Annotated in this window: 19 protein-coding genes; 18 read left to right on the plus strand and 1 reads right to left on the minus strand. The window is 39.6% G+C overall.

What is annotated here, in order from left to right; translation table 11 throughout:
- Positions 1-28 precede the first annotated feature (28 nt).
- The 12 genes from WC310_03555 (at position 29) to ftsZ (ending at position 19,623) form a co-directional block, all read left to right on the plus strand.
- Complete coding sequence (locus WC310_03555; GenBank protein ID MFA5358867.1) at positions 29-223, plus strand: His/Gly/Thr/Pro-type tRNA ligase C-terminal domain-containing protein; 195 nt, start codon at positions 29-31, stop codon at positions 221-223.
- Positions 224-227: 4 nt separating this feature from the next.
- Positions 228-563, plus strand: coding sequence for a histidine triad nucleotide-binding protein (locus WC310_03560; protein ID MFA5358868.1), 336 nt, complete (start codon positions 228-230; stop codon positions 561-563).
- Positions 564-655: 92 nt separating this feature from the next.
- Complete coding sequence (locus WC310_03565; GenBank protein MFA5358869.1) at positions 656-889, plus strand: 30S ribosomal protein S21; 234 nt, start codon at positions 656-658, stop codon at positions 887-889.
- A gap of 12 nt (positions 890-901) precedes the next feature.
- Positions 902-1,348: a GatB/YqeY domain-containing protein gene (locus WC310_03570; protein ID MFA5358870.1), complete on the plus strand. Its 447-nt coding sequence runs from the start codon at positions 902-904 to the stop codon at positions 1,346-1,348.
- Positions 1,349-1,426: 78 nt separating this feature from the next.
- Complete coding sequence (locus WC310_03575) at positions 1,427-3,595, plus strand: hypothetical protein (protein ID MFA5358871.1); 2,169 nt, start codon at positions 1,427-1,429, stop codon at positions 3,593-3,595.
- A 26-nt stretch (positions 3,596-3,621) separates the two neighbouring features.
- Positions 3,622-14,115: an Ig-like domain-containing protein gene (locus WC310_03580; protein MFA5358872.1), complete on the plus strand. Its 10,494-nt coding sequence runs from the start codon at positions 3,622-3,624 to the stop codon at positions 14,113-14,115.
- Between the two features lie 6 nt (positions 14,116-14,121).
- Entirely contained in the window at positions 14,122-14,874 is a 753-nt protein-coding gene (locus WC310_03585; protein ID MFA5358873.1) for a hypothetical protein, read from the plus strand.
- Positions 14,875-14,896: 22 nt separating this feature from the next.
- Positions 14,897-15,589, plus strand: coding sequence for a hypothetical protein (locus WC310_03590; protein MFA5358874.1), 693 nt, complete (start codon positions 14,897-14,899; stop codon positions 15,587-15,589).
- A 10-nt stretch (positions 15,590-15,599) separates the two neighbouring features.
- Complete coding sequence (locus WC310_03595; protein MFA5358875.1) at positions 15,600-16,652, plus strand: hypothetical protein; 1,053 nt, start codon at positions 15,600-15,602, stop codon at positions 16,650-16,652.
- Position 16,653: 1 nt separating this feature from the next.
- Positions 16,654-17,097 carry an rRNA maturation RNase YbeY gene (ybeY, locus tag WC310_03600; protein ID MFA5358876.1) on the plus strand — a complete coding sequence of 148 codons (444 nt, stop codon included), beginning with the start codon at positions 16,654-16,656 and terminating at the stop codon, positions 17,095-17,097.
- 17 nt (positions 17,098-17,114) lie between these two features.
- On the plus strand, positions 17,115-18,368 hold the full coding sequence (gene ftsA / locus WC310_03605) for a cell division protein FtsA (protein MFA5358877.1): 1,254 nt from the start codon (positions 17,115-17,117) through the stop codon (positions 18,366-18,368).
- Positions 18,369-18,456: 88 nt separating this feature from the next.
- Positions 18,457-19,623 (plus strand): cell division protein FtsZ, encoded by a 1,167-nt coding sequence (ftsZ, locus tag WC310_03610; GenBank protein MFA5358878.1) that lies wholly within the window; start codon positions 18,457-18,459, stop codon positions 19,621-19,623.
- A 48-nt stretch (positions 19,624-19,671) separates the two neighbouring features.
- On the opposite strand, the gene WC310_03615 is transcribed toward ftsZ, so the two are convergent.
- Positions 19,672-21,906 carry a hypothetical protein gene (locus WC310_03615; protein ID MFA5358879.1) on the minus strand — a complete coding sequence of 745 codons (2,235 nt, stop codon included), beginning with the start codon at positions 21,904-21,906 and terminating at the stop codon, positions 19,672-19,674.
- A 48-nt stretch (positions 21,907-21,954) separates the two neighbouring features.
- On the opposite strand from WC310_03615, the gene WC310_03620 reads away from it, so the two are divergent.
- The 6 genes from WC310_03620 (at position 21,955) to WC310_03645 (ending at position 25,875) form a co-directional block, all read left to right on the plus strand.
- On the plus strand, positions 21,955-23,598 hold the full coding sequence (locus WC310_03620; GenBank protein MFA5358880.1) for a glycosyltransferase family 39 protein: 1,644 nt from the start codon (positions 21,955-21,957) through the stop codon (positions 23,596-23,598).
- A 16-nt stretch (positions 23,599-23,614) separates the two neighbouring features.
- Complete coding sequence (locus WC310_03625) at positions 23,615-24,199, plus strand: hypothetical protein (GenBank protein MFA5358881.1); 585 nt, start codon at positions 23,615-23,617, stop codon at positions 24,197-24,199.
- Positions 24,200-24,204: 5 nt separating this feature from the next.
- A complete protein-coding gene (locus tag WC310_03630; protein ID MFA5358882.1) occupies positions 24,205-24,387 on the plus strand; it encodes a hypothetical protein in 183 nt (60 codons plus the stop codon).
- Position 24,388: 1 nt separating this feature from the next.
- Positions 24,389-24,736 carry a hypothetical protein gene (locus WC310_03635; protein ID MFA5358883.1) on the plus strand — a complete coding sequence of 116 codons (348 nt, stop codon included), beginning with the start codon at positions 24,389-24,391 and terminating at the stop codon, positions 24,734-24,736.
- 98 nt (positions 24,737-24,834) lie between these two features.
- Complete coding sequence (locus WC310_03640; GenBank protein MFA5358884.1) at positions 24,835-25,284, plus strand: dTDP-4-dehydrorhamnose 3,5-epimerase family protein; 450 nt, start codon at positions 24,835-24,837, stop codon at positions 25,282-25,284.
- Between the two features lie 15 nt (positions 25,285-25,299).
- A complete protein-coding gene (locus tag WC310_03645; protein ID MFA5358885.1) occupies positions 25,300-25,875 on the plus strand; it encodes a CDP-alcohol phosphatidyltransferase family protein in 576 nt (191 codons plus the stop codon).
- Positions 25,876-25,877 lie beyond the last annotated feature (2 nt).

Raw genomic sequence — 25,877 nt, forward strand, 5'->3', positions numbered from 1 at the left:
TTCGTAAAGAAAAAATGCCATTTATCAGATGCTTGCGAAAGACAGTCTAAAAGGTCAACTGGAAATAGCCGATAAGCTCGGCGTTAAATATGTTTTAATTTTAGGTCAAAAGGAAGTTCTCGAAGGAACAGTGCTGTTACGTGACATGGAAGGTGGCGTGCAGGAAAACGTTGATCTGGATAAAATAATCCCTGAAGTCAAGAAAAGATTGAAGGAAAAATAAACATATGTGTATTTTTTGTCAAATAGCCAATAAAGAAATACCAACCGAAATGCTTTACGAAGATGCAACGATCATGGCTTTTCGTGATATTAAGCCGTCGGCTCCTGTTCATGTTTTAGTGGTGCCAAAAAAGCACATTGTTTCTTTGGCACAAATAGACTCTGGGGACAAAGAACTTTTGGCAAATATTTTTTATCGGGTAAAGGCTTTGGCACAGGAGCTTAGGATTGCTGAAAGTGGTTATAAAACAGTAATAAACACTGGTAAGGATGGGGGTCAGATAATCGAGCATTTACACGTTCATTTGCTCGGTGGCGGCAAGATTATCAGTCAGATTTAAGTGTTTTGACTTTTGGTATTTTTAGTGTTATTATTTAGTCAGTTAGAAGGTATTTGTTAATAATTATTTAAAAATAGAAAGGAAGGTGTATTGTGGCAGAAGTTAAGAAAAAAAAGAATGAATCTTTTGAGTCATTATTACGACGTTTTAACCGTCGATTGATTCAAAGCGGCAAAGTCTTGCAGGCTAAAAAGATTCAATTCCATCGTAAGGATAAAAACAAAAACGCTCAGCAAAAGAGCGCTTTGCGTCGTTTAGAGTTACAGTCCAAGAGAGAATATCTCAAAAAGATTGGTCAACTCAAAGACGAATTTGTGAGAAAATAAATTTTTTAGTCTGTGTCTTTAATAGAAACAATAGAAAAAGACTTTCTCGAAGCTCAAAAAGCCCGCAACGAATCCGTGGTGTCTACTTTGCGTTTGTTAAAGTCGGAAATCCAAAAAAAAGCTAAAGATCCGTCGATGGTAGGTAAGGAGATGAACGACGAGGTAGCGTTGCAAATTCTCAAAATCCAGGTTAAGCAACGCAATGAATCTATCGCTGAGTATCGAAAGGCAAATCGAGAAGATTTAGCTAGTAAAGAAGAACAAGAACTAAAAATTATTGAAAAATATCTTCCCGAGCAAATGTCGGAAGAACAAATAAGAGAAATAGTCAAAAAAGTCGTTGCTAATTCTTCTGCTAATAATTTTGGAGCGGTGATGAAAGAAGTAATGGCGCAAACATCTGGAGCGGCTGACGGTAAAGTGGTCAGCAGTATTGTAAAAGAAGAAATGGGTGCATAAGCAGTCCTTCATTACAAAATTTTATACGTCTTAGAAGCCAAGGGGTAAAATCTAAGCGAATCATAATGGTTAAACGCCATGAAGGGCATAAAACAAAAAAAAGCTTTAAAAGTTGCCAGCCTTATTTTTGCGCTGGCAATTTTTTGTTTGTTGCCAAAGGTTATTTTGGCGCAACAACAGCCGATAAGCGCTGATTCGCTTGGTCTGAATGTTATTGCGGAGAATACGGTTTTGCCGACCACTGATATTCGTTTGATTGTGGCGAGAATAATTCAGGTTTCTCTAGGGCTGGTAGGTCTTGTTTCTGTGGCGATGCTGATTTACGCCGGATTTATCTGGATGACTTCCGGCGGGGAGGAAGAAAAAATAAATCAAGCAAAAGCCACGATGCGAAACTGGGCTATTGGTTTAGCTGTTATTTTGCTTGCCTTCGCTATCGTTAGTTTTGTTATTAACGGCTTAACTAATTCGGCGAAGAATTATCAATTTGGATCGCCTAGTGTGCCGTTTACTTATGGTCGTGGTGCTTTAGGCAACGGCATTATCGAAAGTCATTATCCGCCGCGTGGGGCTCATTGCACGCAGCAACCGCCGTCAATCGAGGGTTGTATTCCTCGAAACACAATGATTATTGTCACTTTTAAGGAAAGAATGGATCTGTCTACTTTTATCAAGGGTAATCCCAATAAAAATAAGGTGACTGGTGTTGCTGACAATGATTGTCCGAATCTCGATGCTGAAAGTTGTATTAAGCAAAACAACGGTCAAACCGGAGCGGATTATAAAGAATGGTGGGAATACCTGCTTGATTATAATGCGGTTAAGATTTATTTACCGTCCAGTATTGAAGCTAATAAAAACAAAGAGTTACCGCTTGGTCCGGAGAATGCTTTGGGTATCGGTGATAATGCCGATAAAAATGTTTATTTTCGTCCAAGCAGTGATAGTAAAACGGTTTTATTTGTTCCTACTGAACCGTTAGGTACGGCTAATGATCGTTATTATTATAGTGTCAATTTGTCTAACAGTATTAGCAAAGCTAACGGCGAACGTGCTTTTAGTGCTAGCGGCGCCGATAGTTATTATGAATGGAGTTTTGAAGTCGGACCTTTTTTAGATATTACCGCGCCGAAAATTGAGAGCGTTTATCCTACTCCCAACAAAACCGAAGCGCGAAACGTGGTGATTCAAATGAATTTTAATGAAGCGGTAAATCCTTTGACTGTTTCGGGTTTAGCCAAAGTGGAAAACAATCAGCTAACAACAGAGAGTTTCAGAGATATTGTCGTTTCCAGGGTTGTGCGTGATAACAGCGGTAATATTACTTCTACCGTACCTTTGGGCGGAACATATACTTTATCCAATCAATATCGCACGGTAGAGTTTACGACGGAGCCGGAAGGTCTTTGCGGCACCAATTCTTGCGGTGACGATGTTTATTGTTTGCCGCAAGATAGTGAGATTGAAGTTAATATCAAATCAGCCACCCTTTCACCTAATCCGCCAACCGCTGCTTACGACGGCAGTTACGACGGCGTAACCGATTTGGCGGCAAATTCTTTTAACGGCAACGGTTTGGAGGGGGGTGTTTGTGAAATAAAGTCTTGCGTTTTTGTCGCGCCAAAAGTGAACGGTTGTGATTGCACTATCGGACCGGTAGAAGATAATTATTTTTGGTATTTTAAAACTAACAACAAAATCATTCTTGATCCTCCGTATATTACCAATATCGATCCGGGTATTTTGTTTAGTGACGTTGCCCCGGATAAAAGAGTGTCGGTTGTTTTTCAACGGTTGTTAATGGGTCGTAGTCTTAATTCTTCCAATATTGCCATTGCGACAAATAATAAGGTGACTTTTAACGGTAGTATTTTAAACGAAAATCTGCCGTTTTGGGTTGGCTTTAGTAATTTAGACAACGCTTCTGATTCTGACAGTGTTCCTGATAACCAGAGTCAGGTATTGATTGATCACGATGATTTTTTGGAAAGCAAAATCGGGGAAAGTCGTTATGATTACTCTTTGCATCTTTCCGCTGGGATAAAAGATATTTATCAAAACTGTTATTATCCGGCCGGCGCCAGTACGGAAGTGAGTGGCGGTTGTAATTATCCTTATCAGTCAGCCGATAAAAACACACCTTCTTGCTGTAACGACATTTTGTATAATACGGCTGACGGCGAAAGTGATGAGTGTCCCAAGCCTTTATGGATTGAATGGCCGGCTTCAGCATCGGCAACGCCATAATAGCTGGTAATATAATTTTAATAAAAATGAAAAAGACAGAAAGGTATAAAAAGATAATATTTACCGCCAGCATCGTTTTGGCGTTGCTAGTGAGTTTGTTTTGGATTAATTCGATCAATGCGGCTAACAGTAATGATTTTGGTTTGAACCAGGTAGGGCAGGTAGTCAATCTTCCGACAGCTGATATTCGAGTGACGGTAGCCAATATTATCCGTTATGCTTTAGGATTTTTGGGTATTATTGCCGTCGGTATTTGTTTATATGCCGGTTTTTTGTGGATGACGTCGGCCGGCGAAGCGGAAAAAATAGAAAAAGCAAAAAGAATTTTAATTGAAGGCGTAATCGGTTTGTTGATTATTGTTTTAGCTTTTGCCATTGTCAGTTTTGTTGTTTCCAAACTTTTAGAAGCTACCGGTACAGGAACGGAACCGGATAAAACTTGTTCGACGGAAAATTCCGGCGAAGTCAATGGCTGCTGGGTTTGTCAATCGTCTTCTTGGACTTACGACAGCAGTATCGCTGGTTGCGGTCGGACTGATGATTTTTGGGTTACCGACATTAAACCAAGAGAAAATGCCGTTGGACCAAAAGATACTGTCGTTAGAATTTATTTTAATAAACAAGTTAATTTTGATTCTATAGATTTGGACGATGGCGATATCACTATCTCTAAAATCGGCGAAATTGATCCAACGACCAAGGAAGTGACCACTACTTATTCTTCGCCACTAGCGGTTGCCGGAACAATACAGTTTAAATCCGGTGATAAAACAGTGGTGGAATTTCGTCCTAACGATTTGTGTGACGCTGCTTGCAGTGAAACTTCTGATAAAAAATGTAAAAAATGTTTTAGCCCCTGGGGTTTATATCAGGTTAATGTCAGGCAGGGATCGATTCAAGATGCCATAAAGGGTAAGTCAAACCAATGCGGTGTGGTTATTGATCATTGCACGAGAAAATTCAAAATAAATGATGTGATGGATGAGGAGTCACCGAAGGTTAGTATTACTTCTCTGGAACCATCACAAGGCAGGTATGTGCCGGAAAATTATGCGGTCGAAGTCAGGATTTCTGCCAAGGATAATTACGAAATTTCCGATGTTCAACTTTATATAGACGACATGAATACGCCGGTAGCAACGTTAACTAGTGAACCGTATGTTTATACTTGGCAAACTCCGGATGGTTTGGGGTTAAAACATACGTTATTGGCTAAAGCAAGTGATACCGACGATAATCCTGCCGGAGTTTCGGCGGAGCGAGAAGCGATTGTTCGCGCTTGGCATTGTTTTAATAATCAGAAAGACACTTTTTCTTCTTCGCCGGAAAAAAACGAGTTTGAAATTGATTGCGGCGGAACCGAATGCGGTGCTTGTGTTGGTGCCGATTGCGATGCGGCTGATAAGGATACTACCACTTGTAAAACTCCGACCAACGACGTTTGTTGGACTAATTATTGCGCGCCGGCTGATTGCAAATGCGAAGGTTGGCCGGAAATTCAGACAGTAGAGCCAGGTAGAGCGCCAAAAGGAAATTTTGTTACTATTAGAGGAAGGTTTTTTGGTAAGACGTCGGGACAGGTGGTGTTTTTGGGCGGGGCAGGAGAGGCTGATGATAAGATCGGTATTAAGCCGTCGCAGATTAACAACCAGTGCGATGACGAAAGTTGCTGGACAGATACTCAGGTGATTGTAGTGTTGCCAGACGGCGCTGTCAGCGGTCCGATAAAAATTATTACCACTGAGAATAAAGAAGATGCTACTAATGATAATCACGGTTCTCAGTTGCTTGATTTTGATGTTTGTACCACTAGCAACGGTAATTGTTATGATTATCCCGGAATTTGTAAATTGAACCCGGCGCAAGGAGCGGCGGATGCTTTGTTTAAAATTTACGGAATCAACTTTGGTACTACTCAAGGTAGCGCTCTGGTAAAATTCGGTGGCAAATACAGCGCGGTGATTAATTCTTGGGCAGATACCGGCAAAGAAGCAGAAGCGCGCGTGCCTAATATTCAAAGCGGGCGTCCGACGGTTACTATCGAACGCGGCGATATAAAGAGCAATCCTTTTGAATTTTTAGTAAAATCAAGTCCTTTAGCTAATCCGATTATTTCAGATGTGCAGCCAAAAAGCGGTGGTTTTGGTCAATATGTTACTATTACCGGTCAAAATTTTGGCAGAGCCGGTGTAGTAGAGTTTATAAATAAAAACGATACCAGTAAAAAATTTCCAGCTGATTTAAACTTCCCTCAGCAGTGTCAGGATAAAATTTGGAATAATAATCAAGTAATAGTAAAAGTGCCAGATACCGGCAGTGCATTACTTGGTGATTATTTTATCGTTATTAGTCGTTCTTCCGACAATGCTTCTTCGGCAGCAGCTGATTTTATCATTAATACCGATACACCCACTCCGGGAATTTGTTTGCTCAAACCAGATAACGGTCCGGAAGCAACCCCTGTTTATGTTTTCGGCGACAGCATGGGGTCACAGAACGGCAGTGTTAATTTTTGGCAAGCAACAGTGACCGCGCCGATTATTTCTTGGAGCGAAGTGGTAAAAGTTCAGGTGCCGAAAAATACTAAAACCGGTCCGGTGGTGTTAGTTAGTGCACAGGGTAAATCCAGTAATCCTTTGAATTTCTCCGTCGGTTCTTGCCGCGCGGATGATGATTGTACTGGTAAGCCGACGGCTGGCGAGTGTGACCAAGATCAGGAACTCGGCGTTTCACCAAAGACCAATTGTTGGGTTTGTAATAAAAGTGTTGCCACGGGGAATTATTATTGGGAATGGAGCGATACATCCTGTGGCGTTATCGACCAGTGTTGTCCTTCAGGCGTTTGTCAAACCAAAGGTACTTGTGTGGGGATCGGCGTGCTTTCTTCTTACGCTTGGGCTTTTTCTACCGGAGAGATTCCCCGCTATCCGAAAGTAGTTGAAGAATGTAATCGCGATGAAACTTGTCCGGAGGGAGCAAATACCCCCAGCCCCAGTCCTTGGACTCCTCGATGGGATATTAATCGCGGTTTTGATCTAGCTTGTCCCAATTCGGTTATTACTGCTCGATTTAATATGGATATGAACCCGGATGATCTCGAAGATGTTAATAATTATAATTTTGAAAAATGCGGATATCAGACCGACGTTAATGGCGACGGTAAAGACGATCATGATCCGTGTGTTTGCAGTCCAACGGCAAACTGCGCTTGTATTAACGGCGGCAATACCAACTGTAATCAAAAAATTAATATTACGGCTGATAATTTAATTACTTTCAACGACGGTTTTATTGTTAATTTTGCCGGAGTTGGCTTGCAGCCGGACAGCTGGTATCGCATGGCTTTACGCAAGGGGGATGCTTTGCCGGGCACAACCGGTTTTCATTCCGCCACCGCACAAGGAGGATATCAGTTATTGGCGGATTATATCTGGCAGTTTAAAACTCGCGTTGACAGCGCTAAATGTAAAATTGGCTGCCCGACAGTGGTGCCGGTTTCTTATACTGCTAATCGTTTGGCAAAGCTTTATTTAAACTGGGATAATCCTGCTTTCCCGCGTAATCCGGTCTATCACACTGCCCAGGCTTCGGCGGAAAATAATCCATGTAATTTGATTGATACTTATGACTATCAGTGGTCCTGGAAGGCTACTGAAGCGGACGGTGCGAATACCAATAAAGCCGCTTTGTACCAGATACCAAGTAATGGCTGTAGCGATAGTCGCGATAATGACAATGACGGAAAAAAAGATTATAAAGCCGGCTGTACCGTTGACAGCGTTGATTGTGATTATAAATGCGTTTCTTCCTATGATCGATCAGAAGAGGCGGGCGAGCAATTAGTTGCTTATTTTGGCAATCTGCGTCATGCCGAAGCAATCAAGCCTACTGGTGGAAACACTTATTCTTGCGATTGTGATATTGCTCCACAATGTTCGGATAGCCTAGAAAATGACGGTGATAATAAAGTTGATTATCCGGCTGATACGGAATGCGATACGCCTGGTGATTATAGTGAATTACTTTCTGGGTTGCAGACTCGCTCCGACGTTATTGTTGTTGCGCAAAAAGGCGTAATCACAAATTCTTCGGAAGAATGTCAGCTTTATTGTAAGGGTTTATCTAATAATACCTGGTCTTGGTATAAAACCGGTGGTTATCAAATAGCCGGTGATCCGGTTTTAATCAGAGCGCAGGAGCTGTCTTCCGGCAAAGAAGGAAGAGCTAATTTGTTTATTAATCTGGAAGACCCTAAGGTTATTGCTAAATGGCCGGATTGTTCACAGGCTTGTGTGAATAGTCAGGTTGGTGCTGCTTTTAATGTACCGATGGCAGAAAATACCTTGGTTGATGCTAAAAATGTCATGCTTTTTTCTTGCGGTGCCGACCTGGAATGTAAGAAAGAAAATATGTCTTCGGTCCCGATTGAAAATATTGATCCGGATTTAAGTATCGATTATCGTTACAGTGAAAGCGTTGATGACGGTCTTTATAATTCCGAGCTGACTTTTTATCCTCGCAGCACTACCCCGGGTGATTATAACGGCGGAAAACTTTTGCCAAATACTTATTATCGCGTGATACTCGGCAGTCCCGATAACGATCCGATACAAAACATCGATGGATTAAAATTGATCGGTTTAAATTACGATAATTATGCCGCTGACAATGTTCCGGATAGTTATAGCTGGATATTTAGCACCAAAAATGACTATAATTTATGTTCAGTTGATCATGTATCGGTTACTCCTAACAAGGCTTTTTTAAGCGCTATACCGGCGTATCAATCTTATTTTAGTCAGGCATTTGGTCGGTCTGACGACTGTAGTCCTTTTGGTCAAAAACTAAACAACAGTTTTTATAGTTGGAAATGGGAGTCGGAAAAACCGACAGTTGCCCAAACCATTGGTTATAGCGTTGGTTGCGGTAATGGTATTATTGACCGCGGCGAAAATTGTGATGACGGGGTTTATCCTCCGGTTTCCGGCGACGGTTGTTCAAATAAATGTTTACGAGAGGGTAGTAGCTATTCTGTTTTCGGCTTATGTGGTAACGGGGTGGTGGAAAGCTGGGAACAATGCGATTACGGGGTAAAAATCGGTAATCCTGCTTGGACGGAAAATAATTGTAATTCAGCGACTTGTCTATTAAATACGACCAGCAGACCGGCGGGTTCTTGCCGCGATGGCGTAATTCAGTCTTGGGAAAGCTGCGATTACGGTCCATTGATCACCGATTATTATACCGATCAAGAAGATAACCATGTTTATAATAATTACGAAGTAAATAGTTGTAATGCCAATACTTGTTTAAATACTGGCAATACAAATCAAGGTTTGGCGGTTTGTGGTAACGGCAGGCTAGAAGGCGGGGAGGCTTGTGATGTTGTTGATGAACCAAATAATAACAACACAGACGGTTGTGCTGACAATTGTGTCAGTTCCGGTTCTGTTGATGGACGGTCTTTGTGCGGTGATGGTCAGGTAGGTACTGGAGAAGAATGTGAATTATGTTGGAATGATGATAAAAGCGTGTTTTCTGTTATTAGAAACGGTAGTTGTTCCGCTAATAGTCTTTATGGTCATGGTGATATCGATTCCGGCACTCCAAGCTTTGCTGGTAAGACTAAAGATCCGGCGTCGGCTGAAGCCGGATGTCAGCGTGCCGGAGCGGATAAGGTTTCTTGTGTAATTTTAAATTCAAGCGGTGGATATAAATACGATAGAAATCGTATTGGCAATTGGTGGAAATCCTCTTGCCAAAACGGTATCGTCGACCGCGGTGAAGAATGTGACCTTGGATCGATAGTGGAAAATTATTATGGCGGTCAGAATAATTATGAAGTCAATAATTGCAATCCGACAAATTGTTTATATAACGGTAGTAGCGAAGCAACGCCGGATTTATTAAATCGCAAGGCTTATCAGCTAGCACAATCGGTTGGAGAGGGTCGGGCTAATATCACTGCCTTTACTGGCGGTGTTTGTACCGGCGATCCTAAATTTACTGCTTGCATTCAGACAAGCGATTGTCCTCTTAATTCCGTCGGTAATAAATACGAGTGTGATTTGTCTGGGACTAAAAAAGGATCCTCCGATCTGACGGTGGTTTGCGGTTGGACAGATGAAGCTTGTGCTCTAAATAACGCCGGATACGGCGCTGATGCCAGCGGTTGCTGTCGAACGCGACCGGTAGTTTATTCTTCTTATCCGCATGGAGATAATGTTTGTCGTAATACTTCTATTAGCGTTCTTTTTGACAGCAATCATCCGATGGATTTTACTACTTTTAATAGTAAAAATATTTCGGTTTCCGTTGATGGTTGTGCCGTGGCGGTAAATAGTGGCGCAAATAGGTGGTGGCATTATTTGGTGAATACTTATCAGAGGGTGAAGGATTGGGTGATTGGTGTTTTTAGTCATCAAGCAAATGCTGCGGAAATAAATGAATGTACGGTAAATTATTCCGTGACTGGAATTGAATATGTCGATAATGGCGTGGGCAGCGATGGTTTGACCCATAGTAAGATGGTAATTAATCTCTCCTCTCCCTTGCCGCCAAATAAAACGATTAAGGTTAAATTTGCCTCAGCGGTTAAAGACAGTCTGGGTGTGTCCGTTTTGCGCGGAGCAAATGTTTACGAATGGACTTTTAATACCGGAGAGGAAATTTGTAGTTTAAATTATGTTCGTCTTAGTCCGACCAGCAAATCTTTTACTCAGACCGATGAAGTAGAAAATTTTGTTGCCTCGACATTTAATGCCAACGGACAGGAAATAGAAATGGTTCCGGGATTTTATTCTTGGAACTGGAGTTGGTCGTTGACACCGGAAATAAATAATACCAGTGCAACTTTAAGCGCGGGAGTAGCTACTTATTGTTCGGTTACCAATAAGGCTTGTAACCCTGAACACGGTAATGCTGATTGTGTCGACCCGAAATATCCTAGTCAGGTTTGCGGCGCGCCGTATAATTATCCTTATGTTAGTCGGGTTACGTCTCAAAAAACTAACGGCGAAGGACAACTGATTGCCACCGCCACCATTACCTCGGATAGTATTATAGATGCCGGAAAAACTTTTGCCGCTCAGGCAGGAGTGGTGGTGTTTGTTTGTGAAAACCCATGGCCACAGGTTTGTAGCGCGACCATTGCTTCTGGTAATTTACTTGCTTGCGAAAAAGATGACGATTGTTATACCGAAGTCGGTCATCAATATGTCGGTCCGTGTAAATTCGATGCTGTTAGTAATTTTAGCGATTCGGATAATACCATAGTTTCGCAATTCAAAAACCCGGAAAATTATACCAATTTCCGTACTTATTATTGTCGTGACGCTGGGTCTGCTGGGTTTGATGACGATTTGCCAGCTTTAGTGTATCCGCCAATATTTACCCAAACTCCCGTTTTGCCTGCACAAAAAGGATTAATTCGCCACATTCTTTTGCCACGTGATAATTTTCGCCGTGGTGGAGAGACCGGTGGATCAAATGATGCTTTGATTATGAGTGTTGAAGCTAACCCGCAGCATATTTCCGCCGCGCAGTGGTTCTCTGACAGGTTTGATGCCAGCGCTACTGCGGCTAAAGCAGTGGGCGGTTATTCGGCGGTTAGCAAAGACAGTACATATTATATTAATGCCGCCAATTGGAGCCGTAGTACTAATACGATGTACACCAATATTTATATTTTGTCCCAAAGCCAGAATTCTAATGTTAATACTAAAAATATTTTTCAGCAGTTGCTGAATAATATGAAATTTAATGTTAATGTAGATGGTCAGGGTGTGGGTACTGATTTGTGCCGTGCTGGAACGGGGCTGGTAACTAAAAAACCTTTTGTTTGCAGCAATAACAAAAAAACCTCCTGTGTCGCTGATACTGACTGTGGCGCGGACGGTAAGTGTGAAATTTTAGGTTGGTGTAATAACGACAACAGTAAATCGTGTTCGACCTTAGATGTTGGTAATACCGTTGATAATGAATGCGGCGACGAGGCAGTGTTGCCAAAGGCTTTTTGCGATACCAACGCTTTCGCCGAGCCGATTTCTTGTTCCAAAGATTTCGATTGCTATCGTTGCAAGGATAATACCAATGTCGTTTGCGAACTAGATTCCGATTGTCCGAACGTCTATTCAGGCGCTTGTGCCAAAGACGTCAGTGGTAATGCCGCTTATTGTGACGCGCCTAGAGCGAAATTGATTCGTAATACGCAACGTTTGGCTGATTTGCATACCATGACCAGTATTTTGAATAATTACTATCAAAAAAATAACAAATATCCAACACTTGATGCCGGTTCTTATGTTTCTGGAAGAAGCTATAGTACCTGGCCTTCTTGGCAGGCAACTCTGGGTAACGATCTTGGTAGTGGTTTGCCCGTTGACCCAATTGATCAGTTTAACGGCTGCTATGACGCTAATTATAACTTTAACCGTCAGACTTGTTGGGATAATAAGGCGTTACTGTTTTCTTGCCCGCAAAATTCTTATACTTATTTCTATTCCAGTAATAATGGCGGTAATGAGGGTAGGGTTTTGGTGCATCTGGAAAAACCAGAAAACGGTGATATTAATGTGTATGAATCAGACTACGAAGATCAAGATTATTTTGATGCTGTATCGGATAATTGTAAAAATTTTTCCGGTTATTCGATCAATGATTCCGATCAAGACGGTGTCCCGGATTTTGGCGATAATTGTCCTTATGAGAAAAACGGATATGTCGGAAGCGATTGTCCGACGAATGCGCCGCAGTGCTGTCCTTTTACCGACAAAAAGAAATGTTGCGCTTGGTATGGTACTGCCGACGAAGAAAAATATTGCGGTCAGGCAAATACTGATGGCGATAATTTAGGCAATTCTTGTGATTGGATTTGTCCGGTCGATGGGAATAACGATTCTGATAATGATTTTGTTTGCGGCGGACAAGACAATTGTTGGTCGGTGTATAATCCTTTGCAGGTAGACAGTGATGGTGATTGCCAGATGATCGGTAAGCCATATTTATTAAATCCGAAATGCGGCGATGCTTGCGATGTTGATTGTTGGGGGACCGACCCAGACGACTGCAAGACAAAATGCAATGCTTTGGCAAATACTTGGTGGACCGGCTTTGGCGGCACTGCTAATTGTTGTGGTGACGACACGACTGATAATAAAGATTATGGCTGTGTAGTACAAAAGAGTTGCGGTAATGGCGTAATCGATCAGCGAAAAGACGGTGTCTGGGAGAAGTGTGATGACGGTGATACAAACACGGCTAATGTATGCAATAATAGCTGTACTTGGAACTGTAAAGATAACAGCAGCCAAGCAACAATTACTTTTACTCCGGAAGAAAAATCATTGGTTACACTGCAACCAAACGCCACCATGGTAAATACCACGGTTAATATTCCGGTTTGTCGTACCGCAAATAAAATAACAATGAAAGTTTATCAAGATGCTGGCGCGGTTGGTGGTAGCTCGGTTGCCTTGGTGTTTGTATCCGATCTATCTGGTAGTATGAATGAAATATTAGAATCACCAAAAACTCGTTTAGACGTTCTCAAAGAATCTCTTAAGACAGCTATTAGCACGTTGATTGATGAGGGCGCTGGTGTGGAAGTTGGGCTGGTTAGTTATGCTCTGACGTCCGGACCAGACACTCCTGGATTTTTACCGGTGCAAGAATCGCAAAATACTTTAAATGGCGTTATAGATAGTTATGTTGCTGGTGTCGGTGGTCTGCGGGGCAGCTCCACGTATCAGGATTTAGGGCTGCAGGAAGCTCAGAAAATGTTTAATGATTATCCCAAGGATTCTTCTGGCAAAGATTTTGACAAGAAGGTGGTTGTATTTATGACTGATGGCAATTTTAGCGGTAGTCACGATGCTATGGCGGAAGCGACCGTATTAAAAAATCCAAACATCGGCGTAGATATGTTTACCGTGGCGTTGACAGCTGATTTGGGTCTTCGTGCCTATATGAATGGGCTCTCTTCCAGTAATTGCATCTGCGGGGATAATAATTGTAAGAATAAAGTCAGCGGTACTAGCGGTGGAGATGGCGTAGTAACTTGTAGAACCGCTAATGATTTATTAGAGGAGTGTGATCTGACGCGAGACAGTATTTATTGTAAACAAGAAACAAATGAATTAAATTGGGTTAGTTCTGGTCGTAATAGGGCTTATAGCGCTACTACCGCCAGTCAGTTGCAGGGTTTATATGAAACGATTGCCGGTGCTATTTCCGATGAAACTGTCGCAGTTACTTTTAATGGCGGTCCGCAGCTGACATTTAATAATTATCAGTATAATCCGGTGAATAATAAATACGAAGGTACTTTGGAAATAACACTAGATTCGACATATTGTTCATCGACCATGCCGACCGAGTCAAGCGATGAGTTTAAGGCTTATAATATTTCTTTCCAAACACCTATTGTCAAACCGGTGGTCTTTAGTGCCGGTAAACTACTTTTCTGTCCTTGGAAAAATGGTTATTATGGAGAGAGCGAAATAATAAAATCAACACTTTAAGATTGTATGATAAAAAATAAGAAAGTAATATTAATATCGTCAGTGTTGCTTTTAGCGGTATTGCTTTTTTTTGGCTGCGCTCAAAAAGATGAAAATGGAACCGATGGTGCGCAAGTGAGAGGTGTGCAAATTGAACTAAAGCCAATCAATATTCAAAACGGTAAAATAATAAGAGACAGCAGCTATTTTGCTAACAAACAGGCAAAATGCGATACTGTATCTGATAATAAAAAAGATAACTGCTTGCAGAAAGTTAAGTTAGAACAGGCAATAGTTTTGAACCAAGTTAATCAATGTGCTGATTTGGGGGACAAAAAAGATGTCTGTTATCGTGAGTTTGCTTTTAAACAAAACAATATTGGTTTGTGTGAATCGATAAGTGATACCACGGGTAAAGATTATTGTAAAAATGCCGTGCTTAATATTTTAGCGGCAAAACAAAAAAAGGCTGATTTTTGTTTGCAGATATCCGACGAGCAAAAAAAGATTAGTTGTTTGAGTCAGTTGATTAATGAAAACACTAAAACTGCTTTTTGCCAAACCAAGATAATAGCCGACAACAACCTTGCGGAAACCTGTGTCAATTTCATTTACTATAAACAAGCCTGGGTGAAGAAAGATCGTAAATTATGTGATAAAATTACAGTAGCGTCAAAAAGAGACGAGTGTTATCAGCTTTTTGATGTTGAGTTGAAAATATCCGCACCTTCGACAACGACAACCACCGTTACAACCAAGAGTAATACCACGGTCAAATAAAATAATTATTATACCTACTATTATGTTCGACGATCTAAAAAATAATCAACAGCCAAATTCTAATCAGCCGGTCAAAGAGCCCGAAGACATTTTTTCGGGAGTAGACTCTTCGGTTAGTCCTCAGGTGAAACGACCGGTTAGTCCTATTATGTCAAATATGGAAGCAATGCCTGATCCGTCGGCTAATTCCATGATGCCATCAACGGAAATACCGATAGCACCTAATTTAAAAATGAAAAAAATTATTGTTATTTTGATCGTGGTTCTAGCTATTGTTTTTGTGGTTTTAGCCGGTTGGTTGGTATATGCCAAGTATTTTAGCGCTAATCAGTCGTCGCTTGGAGAAAATAACCTTAATAATGTTTTGCCGGAATTAAATTTGAATCAAGAGGACGCCAATTTGAACGAAGAAAACAAAAATATTAATCAAGGTACCGGTCTGATTGATCAAGTAAATCAATCACAAAACATCAGCCAACCAACAAAAGATTCTGATTCCGATGGATTGACCGATCAAGAGGAGGTAACTTTAGGCACTGATTCTTTTCTCGCAGATTCCGATTTAGACGGTTTATTTGATAAAGAAGAGGTGTATATTTATAAAACCGATCCTTTAAATTCTGATACTGATGGTGACGGATATAAAGACGGTCAGGAGGTAAAAGGTGGCTATGATCCTAACGGTCCGGGCAGACTGTTTAGTATACCGGAGTAATTATTAAATTATGGCTATATTTGATTTTTTAAAGAAAAAAATAACTGGTGATGTTCTGAAGGTCGCGCAAAAAAAACAGCCGGAAGTAAAAATTAAATCAGAAGACATTCATGTAATGCCGGAAAAATTTTTTATTGCGTCAAAACAAGGAATGAGCAGTAAAACAAAGATAATTATTGCCATCGCAGTGGTTGTTTTATTATTTGTTATTGGAGCTATATTTTTTAGTGTTGATTGGAGTGATACCGGCGGACAAAACGTTTTAATTAGCCCCAATATTAATGTTTTAAACACGAACCAAGATATTATTAATGGCGAAGTTTTTAGCGGATTAACAGAACAAGTCAATTCCAATCTTAACATAAATGAGTTGAATAGTAACATTAATATAAATGCGGAGCAGTCTCGGTCAAACGAAAACATTAATAATGCGCCGAGCGTTAGTAGTCAGTCTGGTAGTGCGGTGAATACTACTGATGATTTTTTGCCGCCGATTGTTTTTATCGCCGGCAAAGACACTGATGCTGACAATTTAACTGATTTAGAGGAAGCTATGTATGGTACTAGTCCCAATAAGCCCGATACTGATTTGGATAGTTATTTAGACGGTCAAGAAGTGGCTGGCGGTTATGATCCAATGTTAATTAATAAAAAGATTACCGATTCTTCGCAGATAAAAAAATATTTTAGTCAGCGTTTTTCCTTTGCTATTTTATATCCCGCCAAATGGACTTATTCTATTTCCGGAGTACGCGAAGATAGAATAATATTTTCTTCTGCCGATAATGAAACAATTAATCTTTCGGTTATTGACGGGCAGACTTCGCTTGAAGAATGGTATCGACAGAATGTAGATAATAAGCAGGTTAATATTCCTTTGCGAGTTTTACCAAACGGTGATCAGGTAATTACCAGTTTGAACGGTTTAGCAATTTACACTAAAAAGTCTGGAATAAATATAATATATTCCCTAGTTTATCAGCCGAATTCAGAGAATGAAGTTAATTATAAAACTACTTTTGAAATGATGGCGGGCAGTATTATGCAAGAAATCGGAGGTTAGAATGATTAACATTGATATTAACAATAAAGTTGTCGGAGTCAAAATTGATAAAAGATTAGTGGAAAAAGTTGCTTCAGCGGTTAGTCGTTCTTTGGTTTTAAAGAAAGAACGTTGTGTCTCTTTGGTATTAGTTGGCGATGCGGTGATTCGTAAACTAAACAAAACCTATCGCAAAAAAGATAAAATTACAGACGTTTTAAGCTTTGAATATTTAGATAAAAATTTTGTTGGTTCAACTGAAGACTATTTGGGCGAGATATTTATTTGTTATCCCCAGATAAAGCGTCAAGCTGTAAAAAATGGAAACTCAATAAAAAAAGAGTTTGCCTTATTACTTATCCATGGATTAGTCCATCTATTTGGCTATGATCATGAAAAAAGCGTCAAAGATGAAAGATTTTTTGATAAACAACAAAAAACTATTTTACAAAAAATTGGTTTGTAAATTAAATTTATATTATTATGAATCACGAAGAAATCATTGCGGGGCTCGATATAGGCTCGTCTGCTGTCAGAATGGTGGTGGGTCAGCGATCTCCTGAACAAAAATTGAATATTATTGCTGCGGCTGAAGTGCCGGCAGAAGGCATCACCAAAGGTACGGTAGTCAGTATTGAGGAGGCGGTAAATAGTATTTCTCGTTGTTTGGAGAAAACCGAAAAAATCGCTGGTGTAAAAATAGAAAGTGCTTGGGTTGGTATTTCCGGAAGCCATATTTTGTGTCAGGAATCAAAAGGAGTAGTAGCGGTTTCTCGCAGTGATGGTGAAATAAGCGAAGATGATGTCGATAGAGCTATTGAGGCAGCGAGAACAGTGGCAACGCCGTCTAATTATGAAATACTACATGTTATTCCCAAAAGTTTTACCATTGACGGTCAAACTAATATTAAAGATCCGGTTGGAATGAGTGGAATTCGTTTGGAGGTTGATTCGCAGATTATTCAAGGATTGTCCCCGCAGATTAAAATATTAACCAAATGTGTTTATCGTACCGGTTTAGATATAGACGATTTAGTCTTATCTATTTTAGCTTCTTCAGAAGCAGTGTTAACTAATCGTCAAAAAGATTTAGGCGTTGTTTTGGTCAATATCGGCGCGGCAACCACCAGTATTATCGTCTTTGAAGAGGGGAATGTGCTTCATACCAGTATTTTACCGCGCGGATCAGAAGATATTACTAAGGATTTGGCTATTATGCTACGGGTTTCCATCGATACTGCGGAAAAAATAAAAATAGATTATGGTACTGCGCTTGCTAAAGATGTTACTAAAAAAGAAGAAATCAATTTAGCTGATTTTGATTCAACGCTTAATGAAGCCGATGCCATAGCTTCTCGCAAGTATGTTGCTGAAATTATTGAAGCAAGGGTGGAAGAAATTTTTGAAAAAATTGATGTTGAGTTAAAAAAGGTTGATCGTTCCGGCAGTTTACCGGCAGGTGTAGTTTTAATCGGCGGTGGAGCTAAGCTGCCGGGAATAGTGGATGTGGCAAAAAGAAAATTGAGATTACCGGCTTGTTTAGGCTTTGCTCAAAATTTGACTGCCGCTATTGATAAGGTCCAAGATCTGGGATTTTTAACCGCTGTTGGTTTGGTGGCATGGGGTGATCAATTGACAAAAGGACAAAAAAAAGGGTTTTCTTTTTCTCGTTTTGGTGGCAGTGTTTCTCAAGTTAGGGAGAAAATTCGTGGTTGGTTTAGGGATATAATGCCCTAGGTTTTTTTCTTTTAGTTTTTTATGATATAATATTACTAGTTTTAAAGACTGTTGATAAATTGAGTAATAATAGTGTTCATGCAATTTTATGGCTGAAGTCAAACCAGATATTGAAACTTTCGCAAAGATTAAGGTGTTGGGCGTCGGAGGTTCTGGCGGTTCTGCACTTAATCGAATGATTGCCGCTAAAATCAAAGGAGTGGAGTTTATTGCCGTCAATACCGATGTGCAGGCTCTTTATTATTGTCAAGCACCGCATAAAATTCATGTTGGCAAATCAGTCACTCGTGGATTGGGGGCGGGCATGGATCCTGATTTAGGGAGGTCAGCAGCAGAAGAGAATCAAAACGATATTCGTGATGCCGTGCGCGATGCTGATATGGTGTTTATTACTTGCGGGCTTGGCGGAGGTACTGGTACTGGCGCAGCGCCGGTGATTGCTGAAATATGTCGCGACACCGGAGCGTTAACGGTTGCCGTAGTAACCAAACCTTTTGCTTTTGAAGGAGCGCAACGGCGGGCAATAGCAGAAAGAGGATTAGAAGAGCTGGCTGCCAGAGTTGATACCATCATTACCATTCCTAACGATCGACTTTTACAAATTATTGATAAAAAAACTTTGCTGCTCGATGCTTTTAATATTGTTGACGATGTTTTACGTCAGGGTGTGCAGGGAATATCCGAGCTAATTACTGTTCCTGGTCTTATCAATGTTGACTTTGCTGACGTGAAGGCGATTATGAAAGATAGCGGTTCGGCTCTTATGGGTATTGGTCAGAGCAAAGGCGAAAATCGTGCTGTTGAAGCGGCTAAATCAGCTATTGCTTCGCCGCTACTCGAACTCTCTATAGAGGGTGCTAAAGGTATATTATTTACTATTGCCGGGTCAAGCAATCTTTCAATGCATGAAGTTAGCGAAGCAGCGAAAATTATTACTAATTCAGCTGATCCTGACGCCAAGGTTATTTTTGGAGCTATTATCAACGAGGATTTGGGCGACGATATTAAAATTACAGTTGTGGCTACTGGATTTGAAAAAAATAAGAAATCCAGCGAGTCTTTGACTCAAGTAAACAGCTATAAACCAAGTAAATTTGTGGCTCGCAAAAAAGAGGAGGAAGAATATGAAAAAGAAGATGAGGAAGATGGCGAAAAAACCAGATTATTTGGCAAAAAGACAATAGATGAGCCAAAATGGGAAGAAGACGAAGAGGGTGAGATACCAGCGTTTATTAGAAAAAAAATAAAAAAATAGATAATAAAAAGACCCGCTAATTAAGCGGGTCTTTTGAAATTGTTACAATTATCTTTTGAAGTAAAAGATATGAACATTGCCATTATCTATCTCTTGCCAGCTATCGGCTTGAGTCATTATTTCGGAAGTTATTTTGTCAAAATCATTCCAATATTTATTGATTACAAAATATCCTTGGTTAACCCCAACCGTATCCATTGCTTGAATCATTTTTTTTCTGGTTGGTTCGCCATAAACCATTTCCAGATAAATTTTATAAAGTGGTCCGGAAGTAGGAATAGGATAGTAAAATATTTCTCCTTTTGTTGTTTTATAATATTTTTTGAAGCCAAAAATTTTTAAGACCGCAGCTGATGTTGACTGGTTGGCTAAGACAATATAATTTCCGGTAGTATTTTGTTCCATATAACTAACGGCGAGAATATCTGATCTAGAAGTTGAGTAAAAATGGCTGATTTGGTAGGCGTCGCTGTGCGGATAAGACAAATAAAGATTGGCGGTGATTAATAGGGCAAATATGATGCCAAAAAATATTTTGACTAACATCTTTTGGCGTAAAATTTTATGAGTGAGTTCGTAGAATGAATAAAGCGCTAGTGGAAAAAGGAAATAAAAAGATAAATTGAAAAGTCGCAAAGCATAGTCGTTTTGTTCATAATTTATTACTGATTGCCAGTCGATAAATATCCTAAGTGAAAAATAATCTGCAAGCAAAAGTAGGAAGAATAACGGGTAAAGATAGTATTTACTTTCTTTATTATCATCTTTTTTCTTATTGATCAGGTAGTAGCCGATTGCACCGAAGACGATAGTCAGCCATTTAACATTATCGCCGAAAAAATGGAAATAGTCGTCAAGTAGACGAAACTTGTTATCAAAAGAAGGTGCAAGAACGGAGAAAGCATTTTTTATTTCAGTCCAATTAATCTTTTCCAGTGTCAAGTTGTTAATAATATGAGGTGAGGAAAAGTTTTGAATAAAAAAAGCTCCAGGTAGCGATATTAATGATGCTAAAATGATAAAAATTATAACAACTTTGCGCCAGTAGTTGTGTTGAAAACGATAGGTGGAAAAAAATAAGATAATAGAAAAAAAGAGAATGGGAATGCCTGTTAGGGGATGAATAGCTACTGTTACAAAAGATAAAAATAGTAGCAGATAACTAAAGCTGTGGTCGACATTTTTACTAATTAATAGCGAGCTACCGATAATAATAATCAAAGCAAAAAAATTAGCCAATCCTTGTGGTGTAGTGGCAATAAAATCTGCTAAAGGGAAAAGTAGAATTACTAATGGTAAGAAGTAATATATACTGCGTTGCCTTATTTCTTCATGGTCAGGATCAATAACGGTTAGATTTTCTCCTGTGACTTTACGGTAGACCAGGTAGATAAATGTTGGAATAAATGCGGAAAAAAGTAATGGTAGTAAAAAAGCATCTACAACAGAGGTGGGCAGTTGCAGTAGGCGGGAAAGGTTTACTACAAGTGAATATTGACCAATGTAATAAACCGTCTTTGGCAAAATAATTCCGGTGACGCTGATAACTTTCTCTGCCGCTTGATGAATAAAAGGATCAAAGCCGTAACCAATTTGATAAATAAATAAAGCCAATCCTACAGTTAAAAAGGCATGGGAGCGAACAAGCATTAGATTTAGCCCTCTTTGTTTTTTTGTTGTAGTTATTATAATCAGGACTAGGGTGCAAAGGAAGTAGCCAGCTAAAAATTTTAGCGGGAGTACTTGCCAGAGACTATTAATAGCCTGATCGGTGATGTTGAGATAAACGATTAACCAACAGTAAATCATCAGTCCGGTATAAGTGGTTAAGAGTAGGCAATAGACTGAAAATTTTTTTAATTCGGTTTTTCTTTCTAAAGAAAAACGCCAGAGAAACCCTTTAATTTTTAGAGAGTATTTTGCGGCTTCTCTTAGCCAGACAGCTATTGCTGGGATCGGTAGTTTGTTGGTTTGTTGAGATATCGCTTTTTGGATGGCATTAATTATAAGAGGGATGATAAATAGAATAATGGCAGTTATTTGGTTTGTTAGTTTGTACGGGTAGTATGCTGCCGTTCCTAGTAGGGAAATAACTGCTAAAATCAGAAAAGAACCAACTAACAGTTGTATTGCTAGCTGTTCTCTTTTAAAAAACGCCTTGCCTAATAGATAACCGTTCCAGAATAAATAGGTGAAGCCAAAGATTATGCCAATCGTTAGAGATTTCCAGGTTAATATGTTAGCAATGACGATTAACGAGATAAAAGTGGATGTGAAAAGCATAGTGTTTTTATTGTACATTTTTTGGCTTAATTTTGCTATAATTATAGCATGAAAAAAATCCACAGTCACCAAATAATTTTGCTAATTTTGGGCATATTTTTTTTGCTGGTGTATAGCTGTGTTTCATTTTTTACGCCGGAGCGTTTTAATTCGCCCGATGAAGCGGCTAATTTTTACTGGTCAGAGAGAGTCGCCTTCGGCAATCGTTTGGCAAGTTTGGTTTTAGAGAATAGGGAGACCGGTAATGCAGTGCATTTACGTAGCGACAATGTTAATAATACAGGAGAGGTTGTTCCCGGTGGTTTTTTGGGTTTGCCGCTAGTTTATGGTTTTTTGGGCAAAGTATTCACACCAACGGCAATAAAATTTTTTACTTCAATATTTGCCGTAGCAGCCGTTTGGTGTTTTTATGGTTTAGTGAAAAAAATATTTAGCAGTAGTCGTGTCGCGATAATTTCCAGCATTTTACTATTTGTAAATCCGGTTTGGTGGTATTACGCTAGCCGAGGGTTATTGCCGAACGTTTTGTTTGTTAGTTTATTATTGATTAGTGCTTGGTTGGTTTTTTGTTGCAGTAAAAATATTTATTGGCGTTACGTTTTGGGCGGATTATTCTTTGGATTGGCGCTGGCTGCTAGAACGGCCGAAATTTTTTGGTTGGCAACAATTATCTTGGCACTTGCTGTCGTTTATCGTAAGCAGATAAATGGGCTAGCTATGATTTTATTTTTAGTTTTTACCGCCGCGCCGCTTTTGGTAGTTTTGTTTATTAATAAAGATATCTATGGCGGGTATTTTGTTACCGGGTATTCCTCTCTTGCTGCTCCCGTGGACACTACTGCTTTTATTACCGGAAACAGTATTAGTGTTTTACCATTTGGTTTTCATCCACGAACCGCTCTGATCAATTGGTGGAACTATCAAGTGCAAATGCTCTGGTGGTATTTTATTCCCATGATAGTTGGTTTGGTTTTTTCGGTACGTGATTTAGTCCGTCAGTATGATGTTAAAAAATGGTTTTATCTGATTATTTTTGTTGTTCTAAGCGATTGGTTGACTGTTTATTATGGCAGCTGGGCAATAAAAGACAATATTTCCGGGCATTATACTATTGGTACTTCTTATTTGCGTTACTGGTTACCGATTGTTGTTTTTGCCGTGCCGTTTGTTGCTTATGCTATCAATTATTTACTAGATTGGTTAAAACAAAAGTGGTCGAAAATTTTAGTCGGGATATTATTTTTTGGAATCATAGTTTCTTTGTCAGCTCAACTTGTTTTAACTTCAGAAGAAGGCCTGATATCGGTAGTGCAAAATATTAATCAGTATCAGAAAACAAATTTGGCAGCGCAGCAGCAATTTTCGTCCAGAGACAAGGTTTTAATTGTCAGCGATCGCAGCGACAAGGTTTTTTGGCCGGAGTTTAAAGTAGTGAAATTTATGGGCGATTTTGGTGTTTTCGAGCGTCTTAGCAGCGTCGTTAGTTCTAATGACGTTTATTACTATTCGCACAACAACTTAACGGCAGAAAATCTGCAGTATTTAAATGATAATATTAAGCAATTGGGCTTAGTGCTCGAAAGGCAAGGGACGCTAAATGGTGGGGATGAGCTGTATAAGCTGAAAGTTTCCGCCCAAGGCGGATCCCTGCCTACTGGACAGGCAGGCGCCTCTGGCGGAATAAAGTTATAAAATTAAAAGCCATATTATGCCACGTTGGTACAAAGTGTTTAAAATTATATTGATACTGGTTCCGGTCATATTTTTTATTTTTTTGGTTTGCCAGGATTTGGTGGTAAGCGGCAGGCTTGAAGCTGCTTATAATTTTTCAGAGCCATCTCCTTTTGTTATGCCATTAGCGCCAAAGGCGAGAATAAGCGAGGTTAAAAAAGAGTCTAGCGACTACTATCAAACTATGTTTGACGATCCGATTTATTTTGATGTTAGGCTGCCACGCAAATTTTCCACAATCACTTTTTGGGCTAAGTTTCGACCGACAGCCGGACAAACTGTTCGTCTGGCTGCTTTTAACAACAAAGACCAGTGGAATTTTGAAGCCAAAGATTTTTTTCAAGTAGAAGACCTGGGCGACGGTTGGTATTTGGGTAGCGTTGATTTCGACATGTCGGCTAAGAGGTTTGCCTTTCAAAAATATCAGTTTATGGTTTCTTTACCAGGGATAAGAGGGAGCGGTCGAACGGTTGATATCAGCGAGATAAAAATGCTATCCCAAAGGGAGCCGATGACATTGGGTATCTTTTGGCAAAAATTAAAAGCAAAGATTTTTAACTAAGGGATATGAAAGTGACGTTTTTAAAAATTTTGTATGACGTCTTCTCTGTCAGCGCCGTGTCTTGGGCTGTTTGTGTCGTCAGTGAAACAATTAAACCGGGTTTTGTGACTAATTATTTAGACATGAATATTTTTTTGCTTTGGACGGTAATTATTGGTATTATTTATACGTTGATGAATAAAAATTGATATGAAAATAGCTATTTGCGGCAGCATGGTTTTTGCGACTAAAATGATGGAGGTAAGAGATTTTTTAACTACAGCGGGACAAGAAGTGGTCTTGCCGGCTAACGTTGATAAGTATGCCAACAACGAAATGACAGTGGAAAACAAATGGGAAAAACTAGAACTGGACGTGATTAAAAGATATTATAATGAGATTAGACAAGCAGATGCGATTTTAGTGGTTAATGAAAGTAAAAATGGAACCGAAAATTATGTTGGTGGAAACAGTTTAATTGAAATGGCGTTCGCCCATGTTTTGGATAAAAAAAATTTTTTTACTCAATTCGATTCCTATTGGGATGAGTTATGCTGACGAGATAGAAGCGATGAAGCCCGTTATTTTAAACGGCGATCTAACAAAAATAGTCTAGTCGCTAGCTGCTAGCCACTAGTTCCTAGTTACTAATCAATATGATTGACGGAGTAGTAATAAAAAAAATAACTCGCTATAATGATAATAGAGGATGGCTTGGTGAGATTTATCGTTCTGATGAATTTGATTTCAAACCAGCTATGTCCTATATCTCTGTGACCAATCCCGGTGTTGTTCGTGGTCCACACGAACACCGAGCCCAAGCAGATCTTTTCGTCTTTGTTGGACCGGGGTCGTTTCGTTTGCACTTATGGGATAATAGAAAAGATAGCCAAACCTATGGCGAAAAGTATGAAGAGGAGTTTGGCGAAAATAATCCAGCGGCAGTGATAGTTCCGGCTGGTGTAGTACATGGTTATAAGTGTTCATCTGCAATTGCTGGTTGGGTGATAAATATGCCAGATAAATTATATAAAGGTGAAGGTAAAAAGGAAGATATAGACGAAATTCGTTGGGAACAAGATGTTAATTCTCCTTTTAAAATTTAATATAGCTAATACTATATGGAACTCTTCAAACCAAAACTTCAGCCGCATGACAAGATAATGAAATATACGGTCTTGCTTTTGATTCCAAAATTTTTGCGTCCGAACCATTTTACTTATTTACGTTTTGTTTTTACGCCGCTTGTTATTTATTTTATTTTAGTTTCTGACTATCGGGCAGCTTTAGTTTCTTTTTTGTTGGTTGCTTTTACCGATGCGATCGATGGATCACTGGCTAGAACCAGGGATCAAATCACTGAGAGAGGAACGGTTTTAGATCCGATAGCGGACAAAATATTAATCAGTTCAACAATTTTTGTTTTAATGCTTAAACATATAAATGTTTTTATTTCTCTAGCAATTATAATCCTGGAATCATTGTTTTTGGTTGGCTGGTATCTTCGTCATAAGTACGGCAAAAAAGAAAAAGTAAATGTTTGGGGCAAAATAAAGATGATTTTGCAGGTGGCGGGAGTGGCGATTTTACTTTTGGGATTATGCACGGGAAATCCGATGATGTTTTACTATTCTCAGACTACTTTGATTTTTGCTATTATTTTTGCCTTAATCAGTTTATTTAGTTACGGCATATAGCT

It is taken from the genome of Patescibacteria group bacterium (genome assembly GCA_041653535.1).
GTDB lineage: Bacteria > Patescibacteriota > Patescibacteriia > JACRDY01 > JACRDY01 > JBAZFH01.

Coding starts and splice junctions, on each gene's coding strand:
- WC310_03625 (MFA5358881.1), top strand. CDS start 23,615: ATGCCACGTTGGTACAAAGTGTTTAAAATTATATTGATACTGGTTCCG.
- WC310_03585 (MFA5358873.1), top strand. CDS start 14,122: ATGATAAAAAATAAGAAAGTAATATTAATATCGTCAGTGTTGCTTTTA.
- WC310_03575 (MFA5358871.1), top strand. CDS start 1,427: ATGAAGGGCATAAAACAAAAAAAAGCTTTAAAAGTTGCCAGCCTTATT.
- WC310_03640 (MFA5358884.1), top strand. CDS start 24,835: ATGATTGACGGAGTAGTAATAAAAAAAATAACTCGCTATAATGATAAT.
- ybeY (MFA5358876.1), top strand. CDS start 16,654: ATGATTAACATTGATATTAACAATAAAGTTGTCGGAGTCAAAATTGAT.
- WC310_03645 (MFA5358885.1), top strand. CDS start 25,300: ATGGAACTCTTCAAACCAAAACTTCAGCCGCATGACAAGATAATGAAA.
- WC310_03620 (MFA5358880.1), top strand. CDS start 21,955: ATGAAAAAAATCCACAGTCACCAAATAATTTTGCTAATTTTGGGCATA.
- ftsA (MFA5358877.1), top strand. CDS start 17,115: ATGAATCACGAAGAAATCATTGCGGGGCTCGATATAGGCTCGTCTGCT.
- WC310_03615 (MFA5358879.1), bottom strand. CDS start 21,906: ATGCTTTTCACATCCACTTTTATCTCGTTAATCGTCATTGCTAACATA.
- WC310_03635 (MFA5358883.1), top strand. CDS start 24,389: ATGAAAATAGCTATTTGCGGCAGCATGGTTTTTGCGACTAAAATGATG.
- WC310_03560 (MFA5358868.1), top strand. CDS start 228: ATGTGTATTTTTTGTCAAATAGCCAATAAAGAAATACCAACCGAAATG.
- WC310_03555 (MFA5358867.1), top strand. CDS start 29: ATGCTTGCGAAAGACAGTCTAAAAGGTCAACTGGAAATAGCCGATAAG.
- ftsZ (MFA5358878.1), top strand. CDS start 18,457: ATGGCTGAAGTCAAACCAGATATTGAAACTTTCGCAAAGATTAAGGTG.
- WC310_03595 (MFA5358875.1), top strand. CDS start 15,600: ATGGCTATATTTGATTTTTTAAAGAAAAAAATAACTGGTGATGTTCTG.
- WC310_03590 (MFA5358874.1), top strand. CDS start 14,897: ATGTTCGACGATCTAAAAAATAATCAACAGCCAAATTCTAATCAGCCG.
- WC310_03580 (MFA5358872.1), top strand. CDS start 3,622: ATGAAAAAGACAGAAAGGTATAAAAAGATAATATTTACCGCCAGCATC.
- WC310_03630 (MFA5358882.1), top strand. CDS start 24,205: ATGAAAGTGACGTTTTTAAAAATTTTGTATGACGTCTTCTCTGTCAGC.